Annotated in this window: 16 protein-coding genes and 1 pseudogene; 13 read left to right on the top strand and 4 right to left on the bottom strand. The window is 73.7% G+C overall.

Features of this window, described 5'->3' with window-relative positions; genetic code table 11:
* Positions 1-29: 29 nt before the first annotated feature.
* Positions 30-1076: a ketoacyl-ACP synthase III family protein gene (locus tag HNR57_RS23550; protein ID WP_184562558.1), complete on the bottom strand. Its 1047-nt coding sequence runs from the start codon at positions 1074-1076 to the stop codon at positions 30-32.
* A gap of 178 nt (positions 1077-1254) precedes the next feature.
* Here HNR57_RS23550 and HNR57_RS23545 point away from each other — a divergent pair, with 178 nt between their 5' ends.
* The 7 genes and pseudogenes from HNR57_RS23545 to HNR57_RS23520 all read left to right on the top strand — a co-directional run bounded on the left by HNR57_RS23545 (position 1255) and on the right by HNR57_RS23520 (position 13921).
* A complete protein-coding gene (locus tag HNR57_RS23545; protein WP_184562556.1) occupies positions 1255-2307 on the top strand; it encodes an acyltransferase domain-containing protein in 1053 nt (350 codons plus the stop codon).
* Positions 2304-5252 carry a type I polyketide synthase gene (locus HNR57_RS23540; RefSeq protein ID WP_184562554.1) on the top strand — a complete coding sequence of 983 codons (2949 nt, stop codon included), beginning with the start codon at positions 2304-2306 and terminating at the stop codon, positions 5250-5252. The genes HNR57_RS23545 and HNR57_RS23540 overlap by 4 nt, the downstream gene beginning before the upstream one ends.
* A pseudogene (locus tag HNR57_RS41075) lies at positions 5249-7801 on the top strand (type I polyketide synthase); the annotation flags it as partial. The gene HNR57_RS23540 and the pseudogene HNR57_RS41075, both read left to right, overlap by 4 nt.
* A 57-nt stretch (positions 7802-7858) precedes the next feature.
* On the top strand, positions 7859-11401 hold the full coding sequence (locus tag HNR57_RS41070) for an SDR family NAD(P)-dependent oxidoreductase (RefSeq protein ID WP_446696904.1): 3543 nt from the start codon (positions 7859-7861) through the stop codon (positions 11399-11401).
* A gap of 53 nt (positions 11402-11454) precedes the next feature.
* Entirely contained in the window at positions 11455-12399 is a 945-nt protein-coding gene (locus HNR57_RS23530) for an aromatase/cyclase (RefSeq protein ID WP_184562550.1), read from the top strand.
* 56 nt (positions 12400-12455) lie between these two features.
* Positions 12456-12713, top strand: a complete 258-nt coding sequence (locus HNR57_RS23525; RefSeq protein ID WP_184562548.1) for an acyl carrier protein — start codon at positions 12456-12458, stop codon at positions 12711-12713.
* Positions 12710-13921: an acyl-CoA dehydrogenase family protein gene (locus tag HNR57_RS23520; protein ID WP_184562546.1), complete on the top strand. Its 1212-nt coding sequence runs from the start codon at positions 12710-12712 to the stop codon at positions 13919-13921. The genes HNR57_RS23525 and HNR57_RS23520 overlap by 4 nt, the downstream gene beginning before the upstream one ends.
* Positions 13922-14139: 218 nt before the next feature.
* On the opposite strand, the gene HNR57_RS23515 is transcribed toward HNR57_RS23520, so the two are convergent.
* Positions 14140-15354, bottom strand: a complete 1215-nt coding sequence (locus tag HNR57_RS23515; RefSeq protein WP_184562544.1) for a beta-ketoacyl synthase N-terminal-like domain-containing protein — start codon at positions 15352-15354, stop codon at positions 14140-14142.
* On the bottom strand, positions 15351-16619 hold the full coding sequence (locus HNR57_RS23510; RefSeq protein WP_184562543.1) for a beta-ketoacyl-[acyl-carrier-protein] synthase family protein: 1269 nt from the start codon (positions 16617-16619) through the stop codon (positions 15351-15353). The genes HNR57_RS23515 and HNR57_RS23510 overlap by 4 nt, the downstream gene beginning before the upstream one ends.
* Positions 16620-16872: 253 nt before the next feature.
* Here HNR57_RS23510 and HNR57_RS23505 point away from each other — a divergent pair, with 253 nt between their 5' ends.
* From HNR57_RS23505 to HNR57_RS23480, 6 genes are all read left to right on the top strand, one after another.
* Positions 16873-17340, top strand: coding sequence for an SRPBCC domain-containing protein (locus HNR57_RS23505; RefSeq protein ID WP_184562541.1), 468 nt, complete (start codon positions 16873-16875; stop codon positions 17338-17340).
* Between the two features lie 2 nt (positions 17341-17342).
* Positions 17343-18260: an MBL fold metallo-hydrolase gene (locus tag HNR57_RS23500; RefSeq protein ID WP_313674504.1), complete on the top strand. Its 918-nt coding sequence runs from the start codon at positions 17343-17345 to the stop codon at positions 18258-18260.
* Positions 18261-18329: 69 nt separating this feature from the next.
* Positions 18330-19109 (top strand): SDR family NAD(P)-dependent oxidoreductase, encoded by a 780-nt coding sequence (locus HNR57_RS23495; protein WP_184562539.1) that lies wholly within the window; start codon positions 18330-18332, stop codon positions 19107-19109.
* Positions 19110-19181: 72 nt separating this feature from the next.
* A complete protein-coding gene (locus HNR57_RS23490) occupies positions 19182-19319 on the top strand; it encodes a hypothetical protein (RefSeq protein WP_184562537.1) in 138 nt (45 codons plus the stop codon).
* A gap of 257 nt (positions 19320-19576) precedes the next feature.
* Positions 19577-20419 carry an AfsR/SARP family transcriptional regulator gene (locus HNR57_RS23485; RefSeq protein WP_221342910.1) on the top strand — a complete coding sequence of 281 codons (843 nt, stop codon included), beginning with the start codon at positions 19577-19579 and terminating at the stop codon, positions 20417-20419.
* Positions 20416-20829 (top strand): nuclear transport factor 2 family protein, encoded by a 414-nt coding sequence (locus HNR57_RS23480; RefSeq protein WP_221342909.1) that lies wholly within the window; start codon positions 20416-20418, stop codon positions 20827-20829. The genes HNR57_RS23485 and HNR57_RS23480 overlap by 4 nt, the downstream gene beginning before the upstream one ends.
* A 19-nt stretch (positions 20830-20848) precedes the next feature.
* Here the strand turns inward: HNR57_RS23480 and HNR57_RS23475 are convergent, their stop codons facing one another.
* Positions 20849-21346 (bottom strand): hypothetical protein, encoded by a 498-nt coding sequence (locus tag HNR57_RS23475; RefSeq protein ID WP_184562531.1) that lies wholly within the window; start codon positions 21344-21346, stop codon positions 20849-20851.
* Between the last annotated feature and the right edge of the window lie 47 nt (positions 21347-21393).

The following is a 21393-nucleotide window of genomic DNA, read 5'->3' as shown; positions in this document are numbered from 1 at the left end:
GCTCGCCGCCCCGGACGGCAACGCCCCGCTCACTCGTCGAAGCGCGGTGCGGGCGGAGGCTCCTCGATCACCTCCAGGACGGCGACCGACCAGGCGAAGCCGCCGCCCGCGCTGATCAACGCGCAGAACTGCCCCGGGCGCAGGGCCCCGGTGCCCGTCAGCCGGGCGAGGCCGGCGAAAGGGTCACCGGCTCCCAGGTGACCGACCCCCGAACCCCAGGACCACGTCGTACGCTCCGGATCGATGTCCAGCACCTGGAAGAACTGTGCGTCCATCTTGGGGCGTCCGAGGTTCGGCAGGACGAACCAGGCGACGTCGGACGCCTTGGTGCCGGCCTCGTGCAGCGCCCGGTCGAAGGCGGCCCGCTGCCCCCGCTGAAGCCGCTCCAGCAACCGGGTCAGCCCGGTCTCCTTGACCAGCCGCTCCCGCGACGCCGCGACGCTGATCGGCGCGCGGGCGGCCAGGGGCGCCGGGGCGAAGCCGTCGCCGTCGCGGCCCATCGCCTCCAGAGCCGGGTCGGACACCGTCACCAGGCTGCGCAGCCGGGCGAACCCCCCGCCCCGCGACAGCACGAGCGCGGTCCCGCCGTCGCCGCACACCGTTCCGGGGTCGGTGTGCCACCGGTCGAACCCCGGCAGGCAGAAGCGGTCCCCGGTGGTGATCAGCGCGCTGCGCGGTCCCGCGCCGGTGTCCGACCGCAGCCAGGCCACGGCCAGTTCCATCGCCGCCATGCCGCCGTTGGACAACTGCCCGACCTCCAGGGACAGACAGCTGTTGCCCACCGCCTCGCGCTGCACGTAGGAGGCCGGCGCCCACAGGTCGTGCCCCTGGAACCAGGTGCCTGCGTGCAGGACCAGCCCGATGTCGGACGGCACCCGCCCGGACCCCCGCAGGGCTGCCCGCGCGGCCTCCACGGCCATCTCCGGCCCCGACCACTCCCCGACGCACACCGAACGCATCCCCGTACGCCGGACCGTCCGCAGGTCGGCGATGCCCCTGTCGACGACCTCGCCGACGGGCATGCGCCGCGCCAGATGCAGCCCGACCCCGGACACGTACACGTCCGCGATGTCCACAGTCCTCCCCCGTGTGTCACTCGGACCCGCGGCGGTGGTCCGCCGCCGAGGGGGGAGTGTCGGTCCGCGGTGTCGAAGCAGGCTCGAGCCGGGACGGATCACCGAGGTTCGAACGGTCCTCCGGCGCGCCTCGACCCCCGGGGATGACCGTCTGGTCGACACGAGGAAAGGGGTGGAGATGCCGGACACGGCAGGGCGGGCCAGGCCCGTCGTCCTGATGTTCGCCGGTCAGGGCGCGCAGCACCCGAGGATGGCGGCCGGACTCCACGGGCACGACGAGACGTTCACGGCCTGGATGGACGAGGCGTTCCGGCTCCTCGGACCGGATGGCGCACACCTGCGGGAGCAGTGGCTCGCGCCCACACCGGCACCCGAGTACGACGACGTGACCGTGGCGCAGCCGCTGCTCTACGCCGTGGGGCACGCCCTGGGCCGCATGCTGCTGGAGCAGGGGCTGCGTCCCGCGGCGCTGTTCGGCCACAGCGTGGGCGAGCTGGTCGCCGCGACCCTCGCCGGCGTCCTCGAATTCGCCGACGGCATGCGGCTGATGCGCGACCGCATGGCCCTGTTCGCCGACACCCCGCCCGGCGGGATGCTCGCGGTCGCCGCCTCGGCCGACGACGTCGCCGACGTCCTGGGCCCCACCGTGCACCTGGCCGCGGTGAACGCCGCCCGCCAGTTGCTGCTGGCGGGCGAGCGCGCACCGCTGGACGAAGCGGCACGCGTCCTCACCGGGCGCGGACTGGTCTGCCAGGACGTCCGCGCCCGCCAGGCCTTCCACAGTCCCGTCGTCCAGCCCGCCGTGGACGCCTCGCTGCCCGCCTGGCACGCCGTGCGGCTGGCGCCGCCGCGGCTGCCCCTCTACTCGGCCTACACCCGCGGCCGGCTCGACGCGGACCGGGCCCGCGACCCGGAGTTCTGGGCCCGTCAGCCCGCCGAGACCGTCCACTTCGCACCGACCCTGACGACCGTGCTCGACGAGCATCCCGGATGCCTCCTCGTCGAGGCGGGGCCGGGCAACAGCCTGGCGACCCTCGCCAGGCGGCAGCGCGCGATCGCCGGCGGGCACAGCGCCGTCCTGACCCTGCTGCCCGATCGTGCCCGGGGCGACGAGGCCGACATCCGGTCCGTGGAACAGGCCTGGTGCGTGCTCTCCGGTCCGGCCGTACCCGCCGGGGCCGTGGCCGGCCCGCCCCCGCCCACGCCCGCAGAGACAGGGAGGAAGCCATGAGCCCCGCACGCGACACCGACCGGAGCCCGAAGGCCGCGCGGTCCCCTCGCCCGGGACCGCCCACGGCCGGGGCGGACGACGCCCCGGTGGCCGTCGTGGGCATGGCGTGCCGGTTCCCCGGAGCGGACGGACTCGCGGCGTTCTGGCGGCTGTTGCTGGCGGGTGAGGAGGCCATCGCCTCGGGCACCGGCAGCCGCGCGGGCCGCCGCCCCGGCGGCTACCTGCCGGACGTCGACCTGTTCGACGCCGGTTTCTTCGGCGTGCCCGCCCCCGAGGCGGCCGCGCTCGACCCGCAGCAGCGGCTGCTCCTCGAACTCACCTGGCACGCGGTGGAGGACGCCCGCACCACCCCGCGCGACCTGTCGCCCGGGCCCGTGGGCGTCTTCGTCGGCGCCGGCTCCGACGAATACGCGTTCCTCAGCCGCGCCGGCGCCGGGCTGCCCTCCACCTACACGATGACCGGCACCGGCCGGACCTTCCTGGCCAACCGGCTCTCCCACTTCTACGGTTTCACCGGCCCGAGTCTCGTCGTCGACACCGGCCAGTCCTCGTCCCTGGCCGCCCTGCACCAGGCCGTTCTCGCCCTGCGCCGCGGAGAGTGCGCCGCGGCGGTGGTGGGCGGTGTGCAGCTCAACCTCACGCCCGAGGGCGACGAGGTGGTGGAGGCGCTGGGCGCACTGTCGCCCCGGGGCCGCTGCCACACCTTCGACGCCCGGGCCGACGGCATCGTCCGCGGCGAAGGTGCCGGTGTCGTGGTCCTCAAACCCCTGGACCGGGCCCTGGCGGACGGCGACCGCGTCTACTGCACCCTGCTGGGCGGGGCGATGAACAGCGACGGCGCCCGGACGGCGCTGACCGCGCCCAGCGAGGCCGCCCAGCGCGAGGTTCTCGCCGCGGCCTGCCGGCAGGCCGGTGTCACCCCCGCCGAGGTCGGCTACGTGGAACTGCACGGAACCGGGACGGCGTTGGGCGACCCCGTCGAGGCCGCGGCGCTCGGCGGTGTCCTCGGCCACGGACGCCCGGACGACCGGCCGCTGCTGGTCGGCTCGGTCAAGACCAACATCGGGCACCTGGAGGCCGCCGCCGGCATCGCCGGGTTCATCAAGACCGCCCTCGCCCTGTTCCACCGTCAGCTCCCGGCCAGCCTCAACTTCCGGACCGCCAATCCGGCCATCGACCTCCGGGCACTGGGCATGCGGGTGTGCGCGCGGAGCCGGGACTGGCCCGCGCAGGACATGCCGCGCATCGCCGGAGTCTCCTCCTTCGGCCTCGGCGGCACCAACTGCCATGTGGTGCTGGGCGAGTCACCGGTCCCGCCCGGTCCCGTGGAACCGGGCGCTCCCGTCTCGGCCGTGCCCGTCGTCCTGTCCGGCCCGACGCCCGAGGCCCTCAGGAGCCGGGCCCGCGACCTGGCCGACGCGGTCGGCGACCCGAGCCGGCCGCTCGCGCTCACCGACCTGGCCTGGACGGCCGCGACGGCCCGCACCGCGTTCGCCCACCGCGCCGGCGTGATCGCCTCGGACCGGAACGAACTGGCACAGCGGCTGCGCGCCCTGGCGGACGGCTCGCCCGACGACGGCGAGAGGGGCCTCGTCCAGGGGACGCCCGGAGAGGGCCGCACCGCCTTCCTGTTCGCCGGACAGGGCGCGCAACGCCTCGGCATGGGGCAGGGCCTCCACAAGGAGTTCCCGGTGTTCGCCCAGGCCTTCGACGAGGTGTGCGCCCGGCTCGAACCGGTGCTGGGCGCCGACCTCGCCGACGCCATGTGGCAGCGCCAGGAGGTGGACCGCACCGAACACGCGCAGCCCGCCCTGTTCGCCGTCGAGGTCGCGCTGTACCGGCTGCTGGAGTCCTTCGGCATCGTGCCCGACCTGCTGGTCGGCCACTCGCTCGGCGAGATCGCGGTGGCCCACCTGACGGGTGCGCTGTCCCTGGAGGACGCGGCCACCCTGGTCGCACACCGGGCCCGGCTGATCGGCGAACTGCCGCCGGGCGGCGCCATGGTGGCCGTGCAGGCCGAGGAGGACGAGGCACGCCAGGTGGTGGACCGGGCCCCGGGGCTCGTCGGGATCGCCGCCGTCAACGGCCCCCGGTCCATCGTCCTGTCCGGCGAGGAAGGCGCCACGCTCAAGGCGGCCGCCCACTTCGAGGACCGGGGCCGCCGCACCCGCCGGCTCCGGGTCTCCGTGGCCGGGCACTCCCCGCTCATGGCCCCCGTCCAGGAAGGGCTGCGGTCCGTCGCCGAAGGCCTCACCTGGAACCTCCCGGACGGCCCGCCGATCGTCTCCACCGTCACCGGCGAACTGGTGGAACCCCACCGGTTCGCCGACCCCGGCTACTGGGTCCACCATGTGTGCGCCCCCGTGCGGTTCGGCCCCGCGCTCACCACGGCGCACGGGCTCGGAGCACGGTTCTTCCTCGAGATCGGGCCGGGCAGGGCGCTGACCACCCTCGCCGCGGAGACCGTCGGCCACGGCACGGAACGCTTCAGCGCCCCGATGGCCACGCGGGACGAGGCCGCGGGCCTCGCCGAGACCGCCGCCTCAGCCCATGTGTTCGGCCTGCCCGTGCGCTGGGAGCCCGTGCTCGGCGGACCCGCCCGGCGCGTCGACCTCCCGCTGTACCCGTTCCAGCGGCGGCGCCACTGGCTCGACACCGCCGACCAGCCGGCGCCGCCACCGGCCGGGGCGGCCGCCCCGCCGTGGAGCGGGGACCCCTTCGACCTCGTGGTGACCTGCACGCTCAAGGCCCTCGGACTCGGCCCGGACGCCGACCTCGACGTGGGCCGCTCCTTCAGCGAGCTGGGGCTGGACTCCCGCATGGCCGTGGCCCTGCGCACCACCCTCGCCAGGATCACCGGCCGCTCCCTGCCGACCACGCTGCTCTTCGACCAGCCCACCCCCGCCTCTCTGATCGAGGCGTTCCGCGCGGACACGCCGCTCTGACCGAAAGGCCTGCTGCACACATGAACCGCGAACCGGCTTCTCCGCACGGCGAGCAGGACGCGATCGCGATCGTGTCCATGGGCTGTCGCTACCCCGGGGGCGTCACGACCCCCGACGACCTGTGGCGCCTCGTGGCGTCACGCGGCGACGCGATCACCGAGTTCCCCGGCAACCGCGGCTGGGATCCCGCGGCGGCCGACGACACCTCCGGCGCGACCGCCCCGTCCAGTACGCGGCACGGCGGATTCCTGCACGACGCGGACCTGTTCGACGCCAAGTTCTTCGGCATCGCCCCGCGCGAGGCGGCCGGCATGGACCCGCAGCAGCGCGTGCTCCTGGAAGTGGCCTGGGAGACCTTCGAACGGGCCGGACTCGCCCGCGATGCGCTCGCCGGAGCCGACGTCGGTGTCTTCGTCGGCGCCATGGCGCAGGAGTACGGGCCGCGGCTGCACGAGGACAACCAGGGCGCCGGCGGCTACCGCATCACCGGCAGCACCCCGAGCGTGGCCTCGGGCCGCATCGCCTACTGGTTCGGGCTGCGCGGCCCCGCCATCACCGTGGACACGGCCTGCTCCTCGTCACTGGTCGCCCTGCACCTGGCCGCGCAGTCACTGCGCCAGGGGGAATGCGACATGGCTCTGGCCGGCGGCGTCGCGGTGATGCCCACCCCGGGCATGTTCATCGACTTCAGCCGGCAGGGCGGCCTTTCACCGGACGGGCGGTGCAAGTCCTTCTCCGCCGACGCGGACGGCACCGCGTGGTCGGAGGGTGCCGGCCTGCTCCTGCTGGAACGCCTGCCCGACGCGGTCGCCCGGGGCCACCGGGTCCTCGCCGTGATCCGCGGCAGCGCCGTCAACCAGGACGGCGCGAGCAACGGACTCACCGCCCCGAACATGACCGCCCAGCGGGACGTCATCGACCGCGCCCTGCGCGCGGCCGGCCTGCGGCCCGACGACGTCGACGCCGTCGAGGCGCACGGCACCGGAACACCGCTCGGCGACCCCATCGAGGCGCGCGCCCTGGCGGCGGCCTACGGCCAAGAGCGCACCGGTGGGTCCCCGCTGTGGCTGGGCTCCCTGAAGTCCAACCTGGGACACACCCAGGCCGCCGCCGGGGTCGGTGGCGTGATCAAGATGGTCCAGGCCCTGCGGGCCGGGGTCCTCCCCGCCACCCTCCACGCCGACCGCCCCAGCCCGCACGTCGACTGGGAGAACAGCGGCCTCGCCCTCCTCACCGAGGAACGGCCCTGGCCGCGTGGCGAGCGGCCCCGGCGGGCCGCCGTGTCCTCCTTCGGCATCAGCGGCACCAACGCCCACCTCGTCCTGGAAGAAGGCGACGCCGAGCCCGCGACCGGGGCCGGCGCCGCCGAAGGGCCCTTCGTGTGGCAGCTGTCCGCTCCGAACCCGGAGTCGCTGCGCCTGCAGGCGTCCGCCCTGGCCGACTTCCTGACCCGGGCTCCCGGCACGGCTCCGCAGGACGTCGCCCACGTGCTGCGCGGCCGCACCCGCTTCACCCACCGCGCCGCGGTGATCGCCGACACGGCACAGGACCTCTCCGCCGGGCTCGGCAGGCTCGCCCGCGGCGACACCGTCCCGGCCGTCCCGGGCACCTACCGGTCCCCGGCCGTGCTCGGCGGCGAGGCGAGGCGCGACTCCACCGGCCCGGTCTTCGTCTTCCCCGGACAGGGCTCGCAGTGGCGGGAGATGGGACTCGCGCTGGGCGAGGAGTCCCAGGTCTTCCGCGACAGCATGGCCGCGTGCGCCGAAGCGCTGCTGCCCTACTGCGGATGGCAGCTCCAGGACGCGCTGCGCGGGGAGGCGCTCGAACGGGTGGACGTCGTCCAGCCCGCGCTGTTCGCCGTGATGGTGTCGCTGGCGCGGCTGTGGGAGAGCGTGGGCGTCCGCCCGGCGGCCGTCGTCGGCCACTCCCAGGGCGAGATCGCCGCCGCGCACGTGGCCGGTGCGCTGAGCCTCGCCGACGCCTGCCGCATCGTGGCCCTGCGCAGCAAGGCCCTGCACAGCCTGGCCGGCACCGGAGGCATGGTCTCCCTGCCGCTGGCCGCCGACGAGACCCGGGACCTCCTCGCAGCGGTGGACGGTGCCGCCGGCATCGGCATCGCGGCTCTCAACGGCCCCCGGGCCACCGTCGTCGCCGGACCCCAGGGCGCGCTCGCCGCGCTGCTCACCGAGTGCGTGCGCAAGGGCGTCGACGCCCGCCGCATCGACGTCGACTACGCCTCCCACACCGAGGCCGTCGAGGTGCTCAGGGAACCGCTCGCCCGGCAGCTGACGGGCGTCCTCCCGCGCCCCTCCGCCGTACCCGTGTACTCCACCCTGGCCGGCGAGGCCGTCGACCCCACGGTGCTGGACGCCTCCTACTGGTACGACAACCTGCGCGGCACCGTGCGCTTCCGGACCGCGGTGGAACGGCTCGTGGCGCGCAGGCACCGCACGTTCCTGGAGATCAGCCCCCACCCCGTCCTCACCATGGCCCTGACCGACATCCTCGACGCCGCCGGGGTGCGCGGCACGGTCATCGGCTCGATCCGCCGGGGGACCGGGCTCAGCCAGTTCCTCGCCTCGGCCGCCGCGGCCGAGGCCTCCGGGGTGCCGGCCGACCTCTCCTCCGTCCAGCCCGCCGGCCGCCGCATCGAGCTGCCGGGCTTCGTCTTCAGCCGCAGCAGGTACTGGGTCACCGGCGCCCCGCCGGCCGCCCCGGCGACGGGAGCCCCCGCCGGAGGGCCCGTGTCCCTGCCGGACGGCCGGACCGTCCTGGCGGCCGCCTTCGACGCCGCCCGGCAGCCCTGGCTGACCGATCACGTCGTACGGGACACCGCACTGGTCCCGGCCACCGCCCTGCTGTCCCTGGCCGCGGAGGCGGGAAGCGCCGTCGGCTGCCCGCGGATCGAGGAGCTCACCGTCGGGCTGCCGCTGCCCGTCCCGGAGCGGGGCTCCGTGGAGATCCGCGTGATGCTGGAGCCCGCCGACGCGTCGGGCCGCCGCGCCGCCTCGCTGCACGGCCGCGCCCCGGACGGGACCGCCTGGACCGAGCACGCCACCGCCGTCCTCGCCCCTGCCGGCGGCGCGGTCCCCGAGCCACCGCACACCACCCCCTGGCCGCCGGCGGACGCCGAACCCGTGGAACCGGACCGGGCCTACGACAGGCTGGCCCGGCGCGGCTACCACTACGGGCCCGCCTTCCGGGGCCTGCGACGCGCCTGGACGCGCGGGCCGGAGACGTACGCCGAGGTGAGCCTCGGCCAGGACACGCCCGGCGGCCCGTACCCCACCGCGCACCCGGCCCTGCTCGACGTGGCCCTGCACGCCGCGCTCCTCGGCACCGGCGACGACCTGAACGTCCCCTTCACCTGGCGGGACGTCACCCTGGCGCCCTCCACGGCGCGCACGCTCAGGGTGCGCACGACGACCGGCGAGACAGGGCTCACGGTGTCCTGCACGGACGAACAGGGACGGCCGGTCGCCACGGTGGGCTCGCTCGTCCTGCGGCCCCTGACCGGCACCCCCGGCCCGGACGACGGGGCCACGAGCCTGGAACTGGCCTGGGAGCAGGCGGCCGTGGACGACCTGCCTCCGCTGCCGGACTGGGCGACCCTCGCGGCCCCCGGCCTGGGGGCCGGGCGTGACTTCCCGGGTCTGGAGACGCTGCCGGCCACGGTTCCGCCGGTCCTCGTCGTCCACCCGGAGGTGCCGCGGCCGGCCGACGACGCGCTGCCCGCCACCGTGGAGCGGCTGACGGGAGAGGTCGCGGACCTGCTCCAGCAGTGGCTCGGCGACGACCGGTTCACCCGGTCCCGCCTCGCCGTGGTGACCCGCCGGGCGCTGGACGTCACCGGCGGTGAAACCCTGCCGGGCCTGGCCGCCGCCGCCGTCGGCGGACTGGTGAGGGCGGCGCAGGCCGAACACCCCGGAGCCTTCCAGCTGGTCGACATCGACGACGACCCGGCCTCCGTGGCCGCCCTGCCCACGGCCCTCGCCCTGGAGGAGCCCGAGACGGCGATCCGCCAGGGCCGGGTCCACGTGCCGAGGCTGCGGCCGGCGGACGACCAGGGCCTGCCCGTGCCGGAAGGTCACGCTGCCTGGCGACTCGACGTCACGGCCAAGGGCACGCTGGACAACCTGGCGCTGGTCCCGCACCCGGAGGCCACCCTGCCTCTCGGTGCCCGGGAGATCCGCGTCGAGGTGCGGGCGGCGGGCCTCAACTTCCGGGACATCGCCGTGGGACTGGGGCTGGTCGCCTCCGAGAAGACCATGGGCAGTGAGGGCGCCGGAGTGGTCACGGAGGTCGGGGCCGAGGTCACCCGGGTCGCGGTCGGGGACCGGATCTTCGGCGTCTTCGAACGCTCCCTCGGACCGGTCGCCGTGGCCGACGAGCGGATGGTCCGGCGCGTTCCCGACGGCTGGAGCGACGCGCAGGCCGCGAGCGTCCCCATCGTCTTCATCACCGCCTACCAGTGCCTGGTGGACGTCGCCGCCGTCCGGCCGGGGGAGTCGGTGCTCGTCCACACCGCCACCGGCGGGGTGGGCCTCGCCGCCCTCCAGCTCGCCCGCCATTTCGGCGCCGACGTGTTCGCCACCGCGGGCCCCGCGAAGCACGGCATCCTGCGCGAGTGGGGCGTGCCCGACGACCACATCGCCTCCTCGCGCTCGCTCGCCTTCGAGCACGAGTTCCGCGAGGCGACCGCCGGCCGGGGCGTGGACATCGTCCTCAACTCCCTGGCCAACGAGGCCGTCGACGCCTCCCTGCGCCTGCTCGCCCCCGGCGGACGATTCGCCGAGATGGGCAAGACGGACATCAGGGACACGGGCCGGATCCAGGAGCAGTACCCCGGAGTGACCTACCAGGCGTACAACATCCTGGGCGTCGCCCCCGAGCGGATCGGCGAGGTGCTGGACGAGCTCATCGCGCTCTTCCGCGACGGGGCCCTGGTCCATCTGCCGCTGCGCACCTGGGACGTGCGCGCGGGACAGCGGCCGCTGCGGATGCTCAGCCGGGCCAAACAGCACGGCAAGCTCGCCCTCAGCATGCCCCGGACCCTCGACACCGGCCGCCCCGTCCTCGTCACCGGCGGCGCCGACGGCCTGGGCGCCGTCCTGACCCGCCATCTCGTCACGGCGTACGGCGCCCGTGAGATCGTGCTGCTCAGCCGCCGCGGACCCGCCGCTCCCGGCGCCCCCGAACTGGTCGCGGACTGCGCCGCGCTGGGGGCCACCGCGCACGTCCTGGTCTGCGACGTCACCGACCGGAACGCGCTCGCCAAGGTGATCGCCGAGTACGCCCCCGGAAGCGTCTTCCACACCGCCGGCGTGCTCGACGACGGACTGATCGGCGGGATGACACCGGCCCGTATGCGGGCGGTGCTGGCGCCCAAGGCGCACGCCGCCTGGCACCTGCACGAACTCACCCGCGACCTCGACCTGTCGGCGTTCGTGCTGTTCTCCTCCGCGGTGGGGGTGATCGGCGGACCGGGCCAGGCCAACTACGCGGCCGCCAACGCCTTCCTCGACGCCCTCGCCCACCACCGCAGGACCCAGGGGCTGGCCGCGACCTCCGTGGCCTGGGGGCTCTGGGAGGACCGCACGGGCATGACCGCCCATCTGACGGACGCGGACGTGACCGCTCTCGCGGCCATCGGCATCGCGCCCATGACGACCGGGAGCGCGCTGCGGCTGCTGGACGAGGCCATGGCGTCACCCCGGCCCGCGGTGACCGCCTTCAGCCCCGTGCCCGAGCGGATCCGCCCCGGCACCCGCGCCGCCGCCCTCTTCCGGGGACTGCGGGACATCCCCCGGCCCGGCCCGGCGACCCCGGCCGCCGAGACCGGCGCACCCCGGACGGCCCGTCCCTCGGGCCCCGACAAGGAAACCCTCGTGGGGATGGTGTGCGCCCAGGCCGCCGAAGTCCTCGGCTACACCGAGGCCGTGACGGTGCGACCCACGGACACCTTCAAGGAACTGGGCTTCGACTCGCTGCTCAGCGTGGACCTGCGCAACCGGCTCAACGCGGCCACCGGCCTGCGGATGCCGGCCGAGGCGGTCCTCGACAACCCCACGCCCGAGGCGCTCGCGGCGTACATGCGTGCCGCAGGGAGCGGCGAACACCCCGGCACCGCACCGGAGACGACCGCGTGAACCCGCCGCCCCACCGCGCCCGACCACACCCGATGGTGAGGAGAGAGCCCGTCATGAGCGACACCGAGCCGACGCAGGTGACGCACCGGATCGACATCGAGGCACCGGCGGACGCCGTGTACCGCGTCGTCTCCGACGTGCGCCTGTGGCCGCTGTACTTCCCGCCCACCGTGCGCGCCGAACGGACGCGGGGCGACGACAGCGACGAACACATCCGCATCTGGGCCGTGGCCCACGGCGAGGTCCGCACCTGGGAATCCCGGCGCCGACTGGACCCCGCCGCGCGCAGCGTGCGCTTCGAGCAGACCGAGCCCGCCGATCCGGTGGCCGCGATGGGCGGCAGGTGGGAGGTCCGCGCGCGCGGCGACAAGGCCTGCACGGTGGTCCTCGACCACCACTACCGGGCCGTCGGCGACGACCCGGCGGCACTGGCCCGCATCGCGGCGGCCGTCGAGACCAACAGCGTCTCGGAACTGGACCATCTGCGTCTGGCGGCCGAGCGGGCCGGGACCGAGGACGACCTCCTGCTGGACTTCTCCGACACCGAGGTGATCACCGGCTCGGCGGGGGACGTCTACGACTTCCTCTACGACGCGGCGAAATGGCCGGACCGGCTCGACCACGTCGTCCGGCTGGACCTGCGGGAGAACGTCACGGGCCTCCAGTACATGGAGATGGACACCCGCGCCCCGGACGGTTCCGTGCACACCACCGTCTCCGGCCGGGTCTGCGTGCCCCAGCGGCAGATCGTCTACAAGCAGACCAGGCTTCCCCCCGTGCTGCGGGCGCACAACGGCGAGTGGCTCGTGGAGGACGCCGCCGACGGCACGGTCCGGGTGACCGCCCGCCATCAGGTGCTCCTGGACCCCGACGGCATCGCCGCCCTCCCCACGCCCCCGGCCACCCTCCAGGCCGCGCGGGACGCCGTACAGCACTCCCTGAGCTCCAACAGCCGGGCCACCCTGGCCCGGGCCCGCGCCTTCGCCGAAGCCCGCTGACCCGACCGTCCCGTGCAGCACCACACCACCCGAGAACCACACCCGAGGAGAACCCCATGGCCGAGCTGACCATCGACGAACTCAAGGGATTCCTGCTGCGTGCCGTCGGCGAGGACGAGACCATCGACCTGTCCGGCGACATCCTCGACGCGCCCCTCGCCGACCTGGGCTTCGACTCGCTGGCCGTCATCGCCACGACGAGCGCCCTCGAACAGCACTACCAGGTCAAGCTCGGGGACGACGACGCCTCCGGCCTCGAGACGCCCAAGGACTTCCTCGACGTCTTCAACCGCCGCCTGACGCAGGCCGCATGACCGTGGCCGCACCCGCATCGGTCCACCCCGCGTCTCCCGGCACGGGGGCGCGGGCCGCCGACATCCTGGAACGGGTACGGACGTTCGTGCACGCCGAGGTGCTGCCGGCGACGGATCACTTCGACACCCTCCCGCCCGTCCCCACCCCGGCCTCGGTCCGCCTGGCCGAGGCCGGGCTGGCCAACTGGTGGATCCCGGCCGAGTACGGCGGCCCGGGAGTCTCGCTGCGGGACAGCGTGGACATCGTCTCGGAACTGTCCTACGGAGACGCCGGCTTCGCCTTCGGCTCCTTCCTGTCCGTGCTGGGCACGACCATGCTCCAGCTCTCCGGCGCCGACGCCCTGACCAGGCCGCACCTGGAACGCCTGGCCCGGGACGGCGGCGTCCTCGGCATCCTCGCCAGCGAGGAGGAGGCCGGCAGCGAACTCGGGCGCATCACGACCACCTGCCGCCGCGCCGGGGACAGCGTCGTCGTCACCGGCGACAAGTACTTCTCCACCAACACCGACGCCGCCGACCTGCTGCTCGTCGTCGCCCGGGACGCCGCCGACGAGGCCGACTTCGGCGTGATCCTGGTGCCCCGGCACACCGAGGGCGTGGAACTGACCCAGCGCTGGAACATGGTCGGCATGCGCGGCTCGGCCACCTACCGGGTCGCGCTGCGCGACTGCGCCGTTCCGGCCGACCACCGTCTGCCCGGCAACGGTCTGCGGCTGCTGGAGATCGGGCTGAACGCCAGCCGCATCCTCATCGCCGCAACCGCCATCGGCATGGCCCGCCGCGTGCGCGACCTGGCCATGGAGTACGCGGCGTCCAAACGGGTGCACGGCGCCCCGCTCGCACGCAACGCGGTGTTCGCCGGAAAGCTCGGCCAGATCGAGATGCTGATCGACGTCATGCGCAACCAGTGCCGCTCGGCCGCCGAGGAGTTCGACGGCTATCTGGCCGGCGGCGACGCCGCCGGGGCCCTGTACCGGGTGGGCACGCTGCGCTCCGCCCTGGCCGCGAAGATGTACTGCGGCCAGGCCGGCTGGCAGGTGGCCACCATCGGGTCCGAGATGTTCGGCGGGCTCGGCTACACCCACGAGCACCCCATCGGGAAGCTGGTCCGCGACCTGCGGTACGTGGGCCTGGTGGAGGGCGGGGACGACGTGATCCGCGAACTCCTCTTCACCCGCTACGTGGTACCGACCGGCAAACGCCGCTGACCACACGCCGGCGGCACCCGCACCCGCCCGGTCCGGTGGACCGGCGCGGGCGTCCGGCGCCTGATGAACCCGTGCCTGCGGATGGGGCCGGGGTGCGGTGGGCTCGGGCGACGGCCAGGGCGTCGGGGCCGCGGCCCGGACGACGGCCATGCCGTATTCGATAGACAGGCCCAGGGGGCCCGGCTCGTACGAGCCGGGCCCCCTGGGCCTGTGCGCGCTCAGGGCGCCGTCAGCACCATCGCCGAGGCGAAGCCCCCGTGGCCCCGTGCCAGTACCAGTGCCGTGCGGAACTCCCCGCCGCGGGGCTCCCCGACCACCAGGTCGACTCGTGGATCCACCTCGTCCGGCGCGACGCCGGGCACGGGCGGGACGAGTCCGTCGCGCAGGCTGAGCAGGGCCGTGACAGCGTCGAGGGCCGAACCCCCGGACATCAGCCGGCCCACCAGCGCCTTGGGCGTGCTCACCGGGACTCCACCGGCCCCGAACAGCCCGGTCAGGGCGTCGGCCTCGGCCCGATCGAGCTCCGGGCTGCCGGCGGCGTCGGCGAACACCACGTCGACGGCCCCGGCCGGCAGACCGGCATCGGCCAGCGCACCGCGGGCCGCCCGCGCCAGCCCGTCGCCGCCGGAGCCCGAGGGGTCCGGGTCGAAGGCCGCGGCGTGGCCGGCCACCGAGCCCAGCACGGTCGCGCCGCGCTCGGCGGCGGACGCACGGGACTCCAGCACCATGACGGCCCCGCCCTCCCCGGGCACGAACCCGGAGGACGAGGAGTGGAAGGGCAGGAAGGCCCGCTCGGGGTCGGTCCCGCGGCTCACTCCGGTGGCCACGGACACGGTCGAGACGCCGTACGGGCACAGCACGCTGTCGAAGCCGCCGGCGAGCATGACCGGCGTCCCGCGGCGCACCCGCCTGCGGGCGAAGGCGATCGAGTCCAGGCCGCCGGCCTGCTCCGAGACGACCACACCACTGGGCCCGCGCAGGGCGTTGCGGATGGAGATCTGCCCGGTGTTGACGGCGTAGTACCAGGCGAACGACATGTAGGGACTGACCGACTCCCACCCGGTGCCCCACAGCTGCTGGAGCTGCCGCTGCCCGAACTCCAGGCCGCCGCTGGCACTGGAGACGGCCACCCCCGCGCCGAACTCGGGAAGCTCCGCGGGGGCGATCTCGGCGGCGGCCAGTGCGCTGTCCGCGCACATCATGGCCAGCTGGGTGAGCCGGTCGGTCTGCGGCAGCAGCTTCCTGGGGAAGGCGCTCTCCGCGTCGGACGGCGGTATCTCGGCGGCCAGCCGCACCGGATAGCCGGTGGCATCGAACCGGCTGATGGGCTGGATCGCCGAAACACCCTTGAGGGCGGCGGCCCAGTAGGTCTCCAGGCCGACTCCGTTCGGTGCGACCGTGTCCGCACCCGTGACAACGACATCTTTGGTCATGCTGCGGTCCGCTCCAGACTCGTGAGCACCATCGCGCTCTGGAAACCTCCGAAACCACTGCCCACCGTGAGCACCGCGTCCAGCCGCTTCTCCCGGGCGGTGTTCGGCACGTAGTCCAGGTCGCACTCGGGATCCGGCTCGTGCAGGTTCGCCGTGGGGACGACCACGCCGTGCTTCATGGACAGGGCACACGCGGCGATCTCCAGCGATCCGATCGCGCCGAGCGAGTGGCCGATCATGGACTTGATGCCGCTCATCGGCGTGTCGTAAGCGTGCTGTCCGAGGCTGCGCTTCACGGCGGCCGTCTCATGGCGGTCGTTCTGCTTGGTGCCGGAGCCGTGGGCGTTGACGTAGTCGACCGCTCCGGGATCGACCCGCGCGTCCGCCAGGGCGAGGTCGATGGCCGCGGACATCTCCCGGCCCTCCGCCGTCAGCCCGGTCATGTGGTACGCGTTGCAGCGCGCGGCGTAGCCGGACACCTCCGCGTAGACCGTCGCCCCGCGCCGCCGGGCGTGCTCCAGTTCCTCCAGGATCAGCACGGCCGACCCCTCGCCCAGGATCAGGCCCGTGCGGGTCCGGTCGAAGGGGCGGCACGCGGTCGCCGGGTCGTCGTTGCGCGCGGACGTGGCCCGGATGACGTCGAAGCAGGTCACGGTGATGGGCGAGATCGGCGCGTCGGTCGCGCCGGTGACCATCACGTCGGCCTCGCCGTCCCGGATCAGCTCCGCCGCGTAGCCCACCGAGTCGATGCCGGAGGTGCAGCCGGTGGACACCACCGACGCGGGCCCGAGCGCGCCCGTGGTGCGGGCGACCTCGGAGGCGATGGAACTGGGCAGGAAGTAGTCGTACAGGTGAGGCACCGCGAACGACGGGTCCACGACCCAGTTCCGGCCGCCCTCGGAGAGCACGGAGTACTCCCGCTCCATGGTGGTGGTGCCGCCCACCGCGCTGCCGAGGGCCACCCCGGTGCGCTCGGCGAGCGCACCGTCGATCTCCAGACCGCTGTCGGCCAGGGCCTCGCCGGCCGCCACCATGGCGAGCTGGGAGACCCGGTCGGTGCGGCGTACCTCCTGCGGGGTCAGTCCGAGCGCGAGCGGATCGAAGTCGCACTCGGCCGCGACGCGGCAGCGGTGCCCGCTCGCGTCGAACTGCGTGATCGTACGGGTCGCCGTCCTGCCCTCGACGAGGAGCCGCCAGAAGGGTTCGGTTCCGATCCCTCCCGGCGCGACGACGCCGATTCCGGTGATGACTGCCCTTCGGGCCATGGGGCTCCTTCGCGGTGCGTGAGTCGGATGGCGCGGGCCGGTGTCACTCGTGCCGCTCGCGGCACCACTCGGGACGGACGGACCGTGCGCGCCCGCCAGCCTGCGCCGCGGTCCTCGACTCACGGTCCAGTGGCGTTGGAACGCGCCACGCGCGGGTGTGCCGGCCCGGGGGTTCGAGCCGTGCTCCACACGAGGTCGAGGCGGCCCGATGACGGTGGCGGCACACTCCTGCACCCGGCGGAAGGAAGAGTTCATGCCGCACGGTTCCGTTCCCGATGTGCGCAAGTGGGTCGAGGTCGAGGCCGACCCCCGGCGCTGCTTCGAGGTGTTCACCGAGCGAATGGCGGACTGGTGGCCGCCCTCGCACGTGCTGCTGTCCAAGCCCCGGGCCGGTCTGGCCATGGAGCCGAAGGCTGGCGGCCGTTACTACGAGTGGGACGTGGAGGGCAACGAGATCGACTGGGGCACCGTCCTCGAGTGGAATCCCCCGCACGGGCTGCGTCTGACCTGGCGGGTGGACGGCCGGTGGCAGTCGGTGCCGGACGACGAGCGGGCCAGCGAGATCGAGGTCGTCTTCACCCCGGCCGGGCCCGGCCGCACCCGGGTCGAGCTCGCCCACGTCCGGCTGGACAAGCACGGTCCCGACGCGGAGCGCATCTTCCAGGCGCTGGACGGGCCGAGCCCGGGTGAGACGCTGCAGCGCTTCTCGGAGGTGGTCTGACGGTGGCCGCCGGGACGGCAGCGCCCCCGGCACTGCGCGAGCTGGCCGAAGGCGTCCACATCTACGAACAGTTGCCCGGCGGCTGGTGCGTGAACAACGCGGGGCTGATCGCGGCGGGCGGGCAGGCGGTGCTGATCGACACGGCGGCCACCCGCGCGCGAGCGCGACGCCTGCGCGAGGCCGTGGAACGCGTCGTCCCCGGCGGTCCGGACGCCGTGGTCAACACCCACTTCCACGGCGACCACGTCTTCGGCAACGACCAGTTCGCGCCGCGGGCCACCGTCATCGCCCACGAGCTGACCCGCTCCGACATGTCGGAGGCGGGGCTCGCTCTGTGCGGCATCTGGCCGGACGTCGACTGGGGCGAGCCCGAACTCACCCTGCCCGACACGACGTTCACCGACCGGCTCACCCTGCGGCTGGGCGAGGTGACCGTGGAGCTGTCCACGGTGGGGCCCGCTCACACGGCGAGCGACGTGGTCGCCTGGGTGCCCCGGCGAGGCGTGCTCTTCACCGGGGACGTCGCCTGGTCGGGTGTCACCCCGTACGTCCTGATGGGATCCGTCGAGGGCTCCCTGCGGGCCCTGGCCGAACTGCGCGCGCTGGGGCCGCGGATCGTCGTACCGGGCCATGGCCCGGCCGGTGGCCCGGAGGTCCTCGACGCCACCGAGGCGTATCTGCGGTGGCTGCGCCGGCTGGCCGAGGACGGCAGACGGGAGGGCAGGACCGTCCTGGAGACGGCCAGGCACGCCGACCCAGGGCCGTTCGCCGCGCTCGTCGACGCCGAGCGCCTGGTGGGCAATCTGCACCGCGCCTACGCGGAGCTCGACGGGCTCGCCCCCGGGGAGCGCCTCGATGTCGCCGCCTCGCTGCGGGAGATGGCCGAATTCAACGGCGGCCTGCCGCACTGCGCCGCCTGACCGGCGGTCCATGACGAGCCGTCGGGCCCAAGCCGACGAGCTGACGTGCTGACGAGTAGGAGAGAGAACATGACCGGTGCGCGAACCGCCTTCATCACGGGCGTCAGCAGCGGGATCGGGCTCGCCACGGCCCGCACGATGGCCCGCCAGGGCATCGCCGTCTTCGGCTGTGCGCGCGAGGGCAAGAAGGTCGCCGAGGTCGTGGAGGAACTGCGCGACGCCGGCTGCGTGGCGGACGGCATGTCCTGTGACGTCACCTCGCGCGAGCAGATCGGCGCCGCGGTGGCGGCCGCCACCGACCGGTTCGGCCGGATCGACATCCTCGTCAACAACGCCGGACGCGGCGGTGGCGGGGAGATCGCCGACCTCGACGAGGACCTCTGGCTGGACGTGCTGGAGACCAACCTGACCAGTGTGTTCCGGGTGACCAAGGAGGTGCTGCGGGCCGGCGGCATGCTGGAGGCCGGGTGGGGGCGTATCGTCAACATCGCCTCGACCGCGGGCAAGCAGGGCGTCATGTACGCGGCTCCGTACACGGCGTCCAAGCACGGTGTCGTGGGCTTCACGAAGTCCGTGGGCTTCGAACTGGCCCAGCGCGGCATCACGGTGAACGCGGTGTGCCCCGGCTACGTGGAGACCCCCATGGCGGTCCGGGTGCGGCAGGGCTACGCGGCCCACTGGGGCATCACCGAGCAGGAGGTCCTCGACCGGTTCAACGCCAAGATCCCGCTGGGCCGTTACGCGACACCGGAGGAAGTGGCGGGACTGGTCGGCTACTTGGTGACGGACTCGGCCGCGTCGATCACCGCGCAGGCGCTCAATGTCTGCGGGGGGCTGGGGAATTACTGAGCGCGCCGACGAACGGCGCGGGGCCCGCACCTGGAAGAACCGGGGGGCGGGCCCTCCGATTTTGGTCCGAACATGTCAAGTCTGACGCTGGGCGGCAACCTCGATCGAGTCAGATTCGAGTTGGCTGATGAATATTCCAGCACTGTTTTAGGAAGGAATCCGATCGTCGATGGCGCATTGTTCGCCGAGGTCGATTGGTTGACCGGCTGACAGGGCGTACATAGGCTGACGGTCGTCGCTGCCGCAGGTAATGACCAGGGGGGTTGCCTGACCCATCACATACAGCACCTCGAGCCAGGACGTGGCCAAACGTGCAAGTGCTCGGCACCGTCCCGCGGTCTAACCATCCGTGGAGCTGCACTTTACTGGGGGAATTAGTGAGCATACGTCTTCTGGGAGAGCTGAACGCTACCTTAAACGGCCGATCGGTGACACCAACCGCCGCGAAGCCTCGTCAAGTTCTGGCCATGCTGGCTCTGAGTGCCGGACGCATCGTCTCGGTGCCCGCGCTCATCGAGGAACTCTGGGGCGACCGCCCGCCGATGAGCGTACGGACCACACTGCAGACCTACATACTCCAGCTGCGCAGGCTGATCGACTCGGCCCTGCCGGCCGGGGCCCCGACCCGTGCCAAGGACGTCCTCGTCACCCGCTTCGACGGTTATCTGCTCGACGTCGCGGCCGAGGACGTCGACGTATGGGTCTACGAACAGCTGGTGGACGCGGGCAACCAGGCCATCGAGCGCGGCGACTACGAGGCCGCCTCGCGTCACCTGGGCAGGGCCCTGGACCAGTGGCAGGGGCACGCGCTCGCCGACGTGCGGGTGGGCATGCCGCTGAGCATCGAGGTGGCCAGGCTCGAGGAGAGCAGGCTCATCGCCCTGGACAACAGGATCGGAGCGGACATACGGCTCGGCCGGCACAACGCCGTGCTCAGCGAACTCACCGTGCTGACGGCCAAGCACCCGATGCACGAGAACCTCTGCGCCCACCACATGGTCTCGCTCTACCGGGCCGGGCGGCAGTCGCAGGCGCTGGAAGTGTTCCGCAACCTGCGCCAGACCCTGAACCGGGAACTGGGCGTGGAGCCGTCGGTCCGGCTGCAGCGGCTGCAGCGGGCCGTGCTGCGCTCCGAGCTCGATCTGGAGGCGCCGCCGGGGGTCCGGCGGCCGGTGCGCGCCGACGCCGTTCCGGCCGCGGTGGTGCCCGGAGCGGGCTGTGACGAGGAGACGAGCGGCGTTCCCGTCGGCGAACCGGCGGGGACGGGACATCTGATGACCAGGATGGGGGGCAACGGATGGCAGCGGTGAGCACCGATCTCTACGTGGAGGTGCTGCGGTTCTACGCGGGGCAGATGGCCCTGCTGGACTCGCTGGACCTCGAGGGCTACGCCGACACGTTCACCGAGGACGGCGTGACGCACCACGTGCACCGGGGACAGAAACTGGAGGGCAGGGGCGCGTTGCTGGAGCACGCCCGCGCCGCCCTGCCCCGGTACCGGGAGGTCGTGGTCCGGCACTGGAACGACAACTACCGGATCGAGCAGGGCGACGACGGCGCGCTGACCGTGGCGTACGGGTCGCTCGTGACGCTGACGGACAAGGAAGGCCAGGTCCGGTTCGAGTCGACCTACGCCGTGACGGACGTCCTGGTCCGCGTGGACGGCCGGCTGCGCACCCGGTCCCGGACACTGCTCCGGGACCGGCCGGCGGCGGCCTGACCGATGCGGGCCGGACGGTTCAGCAGGCGTCCTTGCGGCTCTCGCGGCGCATCTGGGACGTGACGGGGAAGGAGTCCTCCTCATGTCCGGCCGCGTCCAGGAACGCGCCCTCGCCCACCGTTGTGATGCGGTCGCCGCGCAGGGTGGCCCGGTGGGTGGCACGCAGGTAACCGGTGGTGTTCCCCGCGCCGTCGAAGAACCGTTCCTTCACCGTGAAGGTGAAGGTGTTGCGGCCGGTGGTGTGCCAGGTCCCCTGCCCCTCGATGCCCCCGTCGGGCCCGGGGGGCGGGGCGATCAGGCACAGCGTGCCGTTCGCCCGGAACGACACCCGCGCCTCGATCTGCCCGTTCGGGAAGCTCACCGTACCGTTCCACACGCCCACGGGAGCCGCTTTGAGCTGCGCGGATGCGGCGACGGGCGGCGCCGCGGGGGCCTCGGCGGCTCCCGCGGCCGACGGGAGAAGGGGCACGAGGGCGAGCGCGCCCACGAGGGTGAGGGCACCGAGACTCCGGCTCATGGTCAGTCATCCGTTTCTGGTCCGTGACGGACCGTTGGTGCGACAGG

This window comes from Streptomyces paradoxus, from assembly GCF_014202475.1.
In the GTDB taxonomy this organism is placed as follows: domain Bacteria; phylum Actinomycetota; class Actinomycetes; order Streptomycetales; family Streptomycetaceae; genus Streptomyces; species Streptomyces paradoxus.
The sequence above is the reverse complement of the archived record's forward strand: the minus strand, read 5'-3'. Positions and strand labels throughout refer to the sequence as shown.

Coding starts and splice junctions, on each gene's coding strand:
- HNR57_RS23545 (WP_184562556.1), top strand. CDS start 1,255: ATGCCGGACACGGCAGGGCGGGCCAGGCCCGTCGTCCTGATGTTCGCC.
- HNR57_RS23540 (WP_184562554.1), top strand. CDS start 2,304: ATGAGCCCCGCACGCGACACCGACCGGAGCCCGAAGGCCGCGCGGTCC.
- HNR57_RS23530 (WP_184562550.1), top strand. CDS start 11,455: ATGAGCGACACCGAGCCGACGCAGGTGACGCACCGGATCGACATCGAG.
- HNR57_RS23525 (WP_184562548.1), top strand. CDS start 12,456: ATGGCCGAGCTGACCATCGACGAACTCAAGGGATTCCTGCTGCGTGCC.
- HNR57_RS23520 (WP_184562546.1), top strand. CDS start 12,710: ATGACCGTGGCCGCACCCGCATCGGTCCACCCCGCGTCTCCCGGCACG.
- HNR57_RS23515 (WP_184562544.1), bottom strand. CDS start 15,354: ATGACCAAAGATGTCGTTGTCACGGGTGCGGACACGGTCGCACCGAAC.
- HNR57_RS23510 (WP_184562543.1), bottom strand. CDS start 16,619: ATGGCCCGAAGGGCAGTCATCACCGGAATCGGCGTCGTCGCGCCGGGA.
- HNR57_RS23505 (WP_184562541.1), top strand. CDS start 16,873: ATGCCGCACGGTTCCGTTCCCGATGTGCGCAAGTGGGTCGAGGTCGAG.
- HNR57_RS23495 (WP_184562539.1), top strand. CDS start 18,330: ATGACCGGTGCGCGAACCGCCTTCATCACGGGCGTCAGCAGCGGGATC.
- HNR57_RS23490 (WP_184562537.1), top strand. CDS start 19,182: ATGTCAAGTCTGACGCTGGGCGGCAACCTCGATCGAGTCAGATTCGAG.
- HNR57_RS23485 (WP_221342910.1), top strand. CDS start 19,577: ATGCTGGCTCTGAGTGCCGGACGCATCGTCTCGGTGCCCGCGCTCATC.
- HNR57_RS23475 (WP_184562531.1), bottom strand. CDS start 21,346: ATGAGCCGGAGTCTCGGTGCCCTCACCCTCGTGGGCGCGCTCGCCCTC.